This is a genomic window from Mycobacterium sp. NAZ190054 (genome assembly GCF_001545925.1).
Lineage (GTDB): Bacteria > Actinomycetota > Actinomycetes > Mycobacteriales > Mycobacteriaceae > Mycobacterium.
Map to the genome: position 1 here is coordinate 1 of NZ_LMVQ01000155.1, position 8,477 is coordinate 8,477.

The window sequence follows — 8,477 nt, forward strand, 5'->3', positions numbered from 1 at the left end:
CGCCGATGTCCGTGAGGCCGGCGCACGCATCCGGCTGATCTCCGACGGCGACGTCGCCGGCGCCATCTCGGCCTGCCGGCCCAACTCGGGCACCGACCTGCTCGTCGGCATCGGCGGAACGCCCGAGGGCATCATCGCCGCGGCCGCGATCCGCTGCATGGGCGGCGCGATCCAGGCCAAGCTGGCCCCCACCGACGACGCCGAACGCCAGAAGGCCGTCGACCGCGGCTACGACCTGGACCGGGTGCTGACGACCGAGGACCTGGTGTCCGGGGAGAACGTGTTCTTCTGCGCCACCGGCGTCACCGACGGCGACCTGCTCAAGGGCGTGCAGTACTACGGCGGGGGCTGCACCACCCAGTCGATCGTGATGAGGTCGAAGTCGGGCACCGTCCGGATGATCGAGGCCTACCACCGGCTCGCCAAGCTCAACGAGTACTCGGCCGTCGACTTCACCGGCGACAAGACCGCCGCCTACCCCTTGCCGTAACCCACCACCCCACCCGTTGCCGTAACCCACCACCCCACCCGCAATAAAACGAGAGACGAACAGGGAGCCGCATGGCCGACAACAGCGCCGTTGACAACCAGGCCGAGTACCGCATCGAGCACGACACCATGGGCGAGGTCCGGGTGCCCAAGAACGCGCTGTGGCGCGCCCAGACCCAGCGTGCGGTCGAGAACTTCCCGATCTCGTTCCGGCCGCTGGAGCGCACTCAGATCCGTGCGCTGGGCCTGCTCAAGGGCGCCTGCGCCCAGGTGAACAAGGATCTCGGACTGCTGGCCCCGGAAAAGGCCGACGCGATCATCGCCGCCGCGGCCGAGATCGCCGACGGACGCCACGACGACCAGTTCCCGATCGACGTGTTCCAGACCGGGTCCGGCACCAGCTCGAACATGAACACCAACGAGGTGATCGCCTCGATCGCGGCGGCCAACGGTGTCACGGTGCATCCGAACGACGACGTCAACATGTCGCAGAGCTCCAACGACACCTTCCCCACCGCCACCCACATCGCGGCCACCGAAGCTGCTGTGCGGCACCTGATCCCGGCCCTCGAGGTGCTGCACGAGTCGCTGGAGACCAAGGCCCGGCAGTGGCGCACCACGGTGAAGTCCGGCCGTACCCATTTGATGGACGCGGTGCCGGTGACGCTGGGCCAGGAGTTCGGCGGCTACGCCCGCCAGATCCAGGCCGGCATCGAAAGGGTGCGCGCGTCTCTTCCGAGGCTCGGTGAGCTCGCGATCGGCGGCACCGCCGTCGGCACCGGCCTGAACGCGCCCGACGGGTTCGGCGCCAAGGTCGTCGAGGTGCTGGTCGATCAGACCGGCATCGCCGAATTGCGCCCGGCCGTCGACTCGTTCGAGGCGCAGGCGGCCCGCGACGGGCTGGTCGAGGCCTCGGGTGCGCTGAAGACGATCGCGGTGTCGCTGACCAAGATCGCCAACGACATCCGGTGGATGGGTTCCGGCCCGCTGACCGGGCTGGGCGAACTGCAGCTTCCCGACCTGCAGCCGGGCAGCTCGATCATGCCGGGCAAGGTCAATCCCGTCATCCCCGAAGCCGTCACGCAGGTGGCCGCGCAGGTCATCGGCAACGACGCTGCCGTCACCGTCGGCGGGCTGTCGGGCGCTTTCGAGCTCAACGTCTACATCCCGATGATGGCGCGCAACGTGCTGGAGTCGTTCACGCTGCTGTCGAACGTGTCGAAGCTGTTCGCCGCCAAGTGCATCGACGGCCTGGTCGCCAACGAGGACCGGCTGCGGGAGCTGGCGGAGTCGTCGCCGTCGATCGTGACGCCGCTGAACTCGGCGATCGGCTACGAGGAGGCGGCCAAGGTCGCCAAGCAGGCGCTCGCCGAGAAGAAGACGATCCGCCAGACGGTCGTCGACCGGGGCCTGATCGGCGAGAAGCTGTCCGAGGAGGAGCTGGACCGCCGCCTCGACGTGCTGGCGATGGCCAAGGTCCGCGACGAGGGCTAGTAGACCGATTTCCTGCCGGGAAGATCTCTCAATCGCCTGACGAATCGTCAAGACAGGCACAAGATTAGGGGGCCATCGGACTCGCCGCCGGCGCCTCGGCGGGGCGGCGGGTCGTTCCCCCAGGCAGGAATCAGGAGGCGCGGTGTCCGCTTACCCCGACCCCGCTATCGCATCGTCCTCAAGCACCCTGGTCACGACGGCCACCAGCCAGCCCGCCCTGCGGACCGGTGCCGTCGTGCTGGGTCTGGCGTCGCTGGTCGATCTCTCCAGGGCCAAACGCGGCAGCAGCGGCGCGGATCGCGTGCTGGCGATGTCGGGTGCGGCCGCGGCGGGGTGGTTCCTGGTCGAGGGCCGCAGGCAGCGCTGAGACACCGGTCCCGTCGCCGGCGGCCACCTTGTCGCCGATCACCCCGTGATTTCGGCGTACTTGGTCAGCGTCACGTTGACCAAGTACGCCGAAATCCCTACGCCTCACGGCAGGGCGCCGGGGCTGATCTCCTCCAGCATCTCGGTGACCAGCGCCGCGATCGGCGAACGCTCGCTGCGCAGCAGCGTGATGTGGGCGAACAGCGGATGGCCCTTGAGCTTCTCGATCACCGCCGCGACGCCGTCGTGCCGCCCGACGCGCAGGTTGTCCCGTTGCGCCACATCGTGGGTCAGCACCACCCGGGAGCCCGCGCCGAGCCGTGACAGCACGGTCAGCAGCACGTTGCGCTCCAAGGACTGCGCCTCGTCGACGATCACGAACGAGTCGTGCAGCGACCGGCCGCGGATGTGGGTCAACGGCAGCACCTCGAGCATCCCGCGGGACAGCACCTCCTCGAGCACCGCCGGGCTGGCCAGCCCTTCGAGGGTGTCGAAGACCGCCTGCGCCCACGGGCCCATCTTCTCGCTCTCGCTGCCCGGCAGGTAGCCGAGGTCCTGCCCGCCGACGGCGTAGAGCGGACGGAACACCACGACCTTGCGATGCGTGCGGCGCTCCAGCACGGCTTCCAGACCCGCGCACAGCGCCAGCGCCGACTTGCCGGTGCCGGCCTTGCCGCCGAGCGACACGATGCCCACCGACTCGTCGAGCAGAAGGTCGAGGGCGACGCGTTGTTCGGCGGACCTTCCCCGGAGGCCGAACACCTCGCGATCACCTCGTACCAACTGCACCTTCTTGTCCGCGTTGACGCGACCCAACGCGTGAGAGCTGGTGCCCAGCAAACGGATTCCGGTGTGGCACGGCAGGTCGCGGGTGACTTCGAGGTCGACCTCACCCTCGGCGAACAGCGCGTCGACGTCCTCGCCGGCCACCTCGACCTCGGCCATGCCGGTCCAGCCGGACGTCACGACGTCCTGGGCGTGGTATTCGTCGGCGAGCAGGCCGACCGCGCCGGCCTTCACCCGCAGCGGGATGTCCTTGCTCACCAGCGTGACGTGCTTGCCCTCGGCGGCGAGGTTGGCGGCCACGGTCAGGATCCGCGCGTCGTTGCTGTCGTTGCGGAAGCCGGCGGGCAGCACCGTCGGGTCGCTGTGGTTGAGTTCGACGTGCAGCGTACCTCCTTGCGTACCAACGGGAATGGGCTCGTCCAGGCGTCCGTGATCCAGGCGCAGATCGTCGAACAGGCGCAGGGCCTGCCGGGCGAACCAACCCAACTCATGGTGGTGGCGTTTGGCTTCCAACTCGCTGATCACGACCAGCGGAACCACCACTTCGTGTTCGGCGAATCTCGTGATGGCCCAGGGATCGGACAGCAACACGGAGGTGTCGAGCACGTAGGTCCGGGTCACGTCGGAGTGCCGGCTCTGGGATTGGGTCACGTAGCGCTCCTCGAGGCTGCGCGAGTTCCTGCGGCCCCACACGAACTTCTCGGTGGACACACAAGCGGTCTCAGGACCGGGGCCGGTCCTTTCAATCTGGACCGCCCGGACAGCAGAGCATGTCGCTAGCCATCGGAATCGACGCTACTCCGCGTGCCGCAACCACGCCTCGCAGGCGCGCCGGGGCCGCGCGTCGCGTGCGTTAAGAGCTGATGAACTGCTGAAGCTCGGGTTCGCCGGCCAGCCCCCACGCGGTGATGCGGTCGGAGACGACTTCGCGCAGCTGATCACGGTTGAAGATGCCCGCCTCGGCGACCGTGGCCACCTTGTCCTGATAGGCGTCGATGTCGGCGCCGACGAGGTCCAGCCCGGCGGCGCGGCGCGCGATGGCGGCGACGGTCTCGTCCCGCATGTGGGTCAGGCAGTGCGCGACCAGGTTGGCGAAGAACTCCTCGTGCCGCTCCTCGTCCTGGGCGATCCGGCCGACCAGCGCCTTGAGCACCGGCTCGTCGATCTGCTGCGCGAGGTTGCGGCAGAACACCGCATGCGCGCGCTCCCACAACGCCATGAACGCCAACGTCTCGATCTGCGTGTAGGTGTCGGCGCGGTAGCCCTTCATCACATGCGCGACGCGGACGTCCTCGTTGGCGGCCGGGTCCACCTCGCGGGTGACGACGAGGTAGTTGCGCAGCGCGACAGCGTGCAGGTGCTCCTCGGCGGTCCAGCGGCCCAGCCACCGGCCCCATTTGTCTTCGAGGATGAAGTGCTCGACGAGCTCACGGTGGTAGCCGGCCAGGTTGTCTTTGGTGATCAGCAGGATCTCGAGGGCGTCGGTGATCTTCTTGGGCAGCGTGACCTGCGACGGCTCCCAGTCGCGCCCGCCGAGGAACGCGAAGTTCTCGCCCTGGTCGAACGGCACGTAGTCATGGGCGAACCAGACGTCCTCGGTGTCGAGGTGACGCCGCAGCTCCTGAAGAACCACGGGCTCGAGTTCCAGGGTCAGCGCGTTAGCGACAGGTTTCTGTGCCATGCGGTTACACTAACTCAATTCTGTGGGAATCGTAAAATTCCCGGCCCGCGACACTCCGCCGAAGTTGCATTCCAGCAGCGGAAGTCCGAGTGCAGCCCTGCTGGAATGCCATTTCGGCGGTGGGGGTCGGGTGGGGTCGAATGATTCAGGTCGAATGATTCAGAGGGTGAGACCCGGGTAGAGCGGGTTCGCGTCGAGCAGCTCGGCGGACGCGGCGCGCACCCGCTCCGCGGTGCCTTCGGCCAGCGTGTACTTGGCCTTCGACGGACCGTTCGGCCCCGCGGCGGGCTGGGTGTTGCTCAGCACCTCCACCACCAGCTCGGCCACACGGTCGAAGTCGTCGGCGCCGAAACCGCGGGTGGTCAGCGCCGGCGAGCCGAAGCGGATGCCGCTGGTGTACCAGGCGCCGTTCGGATCGGCCGGGATCGCGTTGCGGTTGGTGACGATGCCGGAGTCCAGCAGCGCCGACTCGGCCTGGCGCCCGGTGAGCCCGAACGACGTCACATCCAGCAGCACCAGGTGGTTGTCGGTGCCGCCGGTGACCAGCGCGGCGTCCCGCTTGACGAAGCCGTCGGCCAGCGCCTGCGCGTTGTCGGCGACGGCCTGGGCGTACTGGCGGAACGCCGGCTGCCGCGCCTCGGCCAGCGCGACGGCCTTGGCGGCCATCACATGCGACAGCGGTCCGCCGAGCACCATCGGGCAGCCCTTGTCGACGGCGGGGGCGTACTCCTCGGTGGCCAGCACCAGGCCGCCGCGCGGCCCGCGCAGCGACTTGTGCGTCGTCGTCGTCGTGACGTGCGCGTGCGGCACCGGGTCCTCGTCACCGGTGAACACCTTGCCCGCCACCAGGCCCGCGAAGTGCGCCATGTCCACCATCAGCGTCGCGCCGACCTCGTCGGCGATCTCGCGCATCTTGGCGAAGTTGACCCGCCGCGGATACGCCGAATAGCCCGCGACCAGCACCAGCGGCTTGAACTCGCGGGCCGCGGCGGCGACCGCGTCGTAGTCGATGAACCCGGTCGTCGGGTCCGTCCCGTACTGGCGCTGGTGGAACATCTTCCCGGAGATGTTGGGACGGAAGCCGTGGGTGAGATGCCCACCGGTGTCCAGCGACATGCCCAGCAGCCGCTGGTTGCCCAGCTTGGCCCGCAGCGACTCCCAGTCCGCCTCGGACAGGTCGTTGACGTGCTTGGCGCCCAGTTCGGCCAGGCCCGGGGCCTCGACCCGGGTGGCCAGGATCGCCCAGTACGCCACCAGGTTGGCGTCGATACCGGAGTGCGGCTGGGCGTACGCGTACGGCGCACCGAACAGCTCGCGGGCGTGCTCGGCGGCCAGCGCCTCCACGGTGTCGACGTTCTGGCAGGCCGCGTAGAACCGGTGCCCGACGGTGCCCTCGGCGTACTTGTCGGAGAACCAGGTGCCCATCGTCAGCAGCACCGCCGGGGAGGCGTAGTTCTCGCTGGCGATCAGCTTGAGTGAATCCCGTTGATCGGCAAGCTCTTTCCGGGTGGCGTCGGCGATGCGCGGCTCGACGGACTCGATCACCCGCAGCGCGGCGCGATAGGCCTCGCTCGCGGTGTCGGCGTACTCGGCACCCAGGCCTGACGGGGACGAAGAAGTCATGGCAGAAGCCTATCGGGCCGGGTTGGCCGGGCAGAAGCTAGGCGGCGCGCAACGACGACGGGATCAGCGGCTCGTCCAGCAGCGTGCCGAACCGTTCTGTCAGGCTGACACCCTCGGGCCGGGCGTCGAGCCAGCCGCGCAGCAGCCGGTATCCCTCGACGTAGGTGCTGGTGTACGCCCGCCACAGCGGCGAGGACAGGAACCGCAGCATCTGCCGGGCCCGTTCGTCGTTGACCAGCAGCCACCGCTTCAGGAAGTCGACGACGTCGTCGACGTCGCGGTGTTCGTCGTGCAGCATCAGCGCCGCGTCCTGCCGGACGTCGGCCAGCGCGGCCGTCGCCTCCGAGATCGCCTCGGCGCGCTCGCCGTCGAACCGCAACCCGAGGTCGGCGTAGATCTCCGAGGCCCAGCTCCCCCACCCCGGCCCGACCGCGGCGTACAGCGCGAGGTCGGCCAGCCCCTCGGCCATCAGGCACTGCGGGGTGTTGACCAGGAAGATCGTCTGCTCGGCCTGCCCCATGCCCTCGACCAGGCCGGTCTCCTTGCGGCAGTGCTCGGTGTGATGCCCCGGATAGGACTCGTGGGCCACCAGCCGGGGCAGGTTCGACATCTGCTGTTTGAGGTCGGCGTTGACCGCGACCACCGACTGGTAGTCGCCCTTGTAGTAGTTGAACCCCGACCACGGTTTGTCGGTGACGACCTCGTAGGTGATGGTCTCGCGGGCCGGCAGCGGGAACGTCGCGCGGACGCGGTCGCGCAGCGCGCTGGAGAACGCGTGGATGGCCTCCTCGAGGCGGGCCGGGGGGATCTCCTCGGCGGCCCGGTAGGCCTGGATGCGCTCGGCCAGCGGGCCGGTGCCGCCGAGTGCCTCGTCGAGTTCGGCGTGCGCGTGCCGGTACCGCTCGGGGTCACCCTTGCCGATCCGGACGTCGAAGTACGCCTCGACCTCGTCGACGAACCCCACCTGCTCACCGGCGAACTTGCGCCCGGCGCAGGCCAGGGCCCGCAGGTGGGACCCGATGAACATGGCACGCCGCTCCTCCAGACCGGCGGGGAGTTCGGCCAGCAGCCGCTCCGCCTGACGGGCCAGATCGGCGGGGTCGGGTTGGGGTTCGGCCTGCACCGCGCGCCGCAGTGCGGGGTCTCCGGTGAACGAGTCGACATAGCCTTCCTCGACCCTGTCGAAGCGCAGTCCGAGCAACAGGTATTCACGGATCAAGGTGCCGGGCTCCATGGTTGACACGCTAACTGCAAGACTGTGCCCATGGCGCGGCTGAGCGAACCCAGCCCTTATGTGGAATTCGACCGGACCCAATGGCGTGCACTTCGCATGTCGACGCCGCTGAAGTTGACCGAGGACGAGCTCGTCCGGTTGCGGGGCCTCGGGGAGAAGATCGACCTGCTCGAGGTCGAAGAGGTCTATCTGCCCCTGGCCCGGTTGATCCATCTACAGGTCGCCGCCCGGCAGGCGCTGTTCGCGACGACGGCCGAGTTCCTCGGTGAGCCGCAGCAGAACCCGGACCGCCCGGTGCCGTTCGTGATCGGTGTGGCGGGCAGCGTCGCGGTGGGCAAGTCGACGACCGCCCGCGTGCTGCAGGCGCTGCTGGCGCGCTGGGAACACCACCCGCGGGTGGACCTGGTCACCACCGACGGCTTCCTGTACCCCAACGCCGAACTGAACCGGCGAAACCTGATGCACCGGAAAGGCTTTCCGGAGAGCTACGACCGCAGGGGGCTGATGCGGTTCGTCACCGCAGTGAAGGCGGGCTCCGACGCGGCGTGCGCCCCGGTGTACTCACATCTGCTCTACGACATCGTGCCCGATGAGAAGCAGATCATCGAGCACCCGGACATCCTGATCCTCGAGGGCCTCAACGTGCTGCAGACCGGGCCGGCGCTGATGGTGTCGGACCTGTTCGACTTCTCCGTCTACGTCGACGCCCGCATCGAGGACATCGAGAACTGGTACATCTCCCGGTTCCTGTCGATGCGGGAGGGCGCGTTCGCCGACCCGGCCTCGCACTTCCACCACTACTCC

The 8,477-nt window shown here is 68.7% G+C and carries 8 protein-coding genes; 4 read left to right on the forward strand and 4 right to left on the reverse strand.

Annotation, left to right across the window (positions count from 1 at the left end; translation table 11 throughout):
* The 3 genes from ASJ79_RS12625 to ASJ79_RS12635 all read left to right on the forward strand — a co-directional run.
* A partial coding sequence (locus ASJ79_RS12625; protein WP_156448406.1) for a fructose-bisphosphatase class II occupies positions 1–490 on the forward strand: 490 nt, incomplete at its 5' end.
* A 71-nt stretch (positions 491–561) separates the two neighbouring features.
* On the forward strand, positions 562–1,983 hold the full coding sequence (locus ASJ79_RS12630) for a class II fumarate hydratase (RefSeq protein ID WP_067955595.1): 1,422 nt from the start codon (positions 562–564) through the stop codon (positions 1,981–1,983).
* A 142-nt stretch (positions 1,984–2,125) separates the two neighbouring features.
* Positions 2,126–2,350 carry a hypothetical protein gene (locus tag ASJ79_RS12635; RefSeq protein WP_067955597.1) on the forward strand — a complete coding sequence of 75 codons (225 nt, stop codon included), beginning with the start codon at positions 2,126–2,128 and terminating at the stop codon, positions 2,348–2,350.
* 104 nt (positions 2,351–2,454) lie between these two features.
* Here ASJ79_RS12635 and ASJ79_RS12640 read toward each other — a convergent pair whose 3' ends face one another.
* The 4 genes from ASJ79_RS12640 to ASJ79_RS12655 all read right to left on the reverse strand — a co-directional run bounded on the left by ASJ79_RS12640 (position 2,455) and on the right by ASJ79_RS12655 (position 7,673).
* On the reverse strand, positions 2,455–3,756 hold the full coding sequence (locus ASJ79_RS12640) for a PhoH family protein (RefSeq protein WP_197420195.1): 1,302 nt from the start codon (positions 3,754–3,756) through the stop codon (positions 2,455–2,457).
* Positions 3,757–3,988: 232 nt separating this feature from the next.
* The gene (locus ASJ79_RS12645) at positions 3,989–4,816 is read right to left on the reverse strand and encodes an acyl-ACP desaturase (RefSeq protein ID WP_067955599.1); all 828 of its coding nucleotides are present in this window, start codon (positions 4,814–4,816) and stop codon (positions 3,989–3,991) included.
* A 159-nt stretch (positions 4,817–4,975) separates the two neighbouring features.
* Positions 4,976–6,439, reverse strand: coding sequence for a glycine hydroxymethyltransferase (locus ASJ79_RS12650; protein WP_067955602.1), 1,464 nt, complete (start codon positions 6,437–6,439; stop codon positions 4,976–4,978).
* Positions 6,440–6,476: 37 nt separating this feature from the next.
* Positions 6,477–7,673, reverse strand: a complete 1,197-nt coding sequence (locus ASJ79_RS12655; RefSeq protein WP_067955604.1) for a hypothetical protein — start codon at positions 7,671–7,673, stop codon at positions 6,477–6,479.
* Between the two features lie 30 nt (positions 7,674–7,703).
* Between ASJ79_RS12655 and coaA the strand changes: the two genes are divergently transcribed.
* On the forward strand, positions 7,704–8,477 hold a 774-nt coding region (gene coaA / locus ASJ79_RS12660; RefSeq protein ID WP_067955608.1), incomplete at its 3' end, for a type I pantothenate kinase.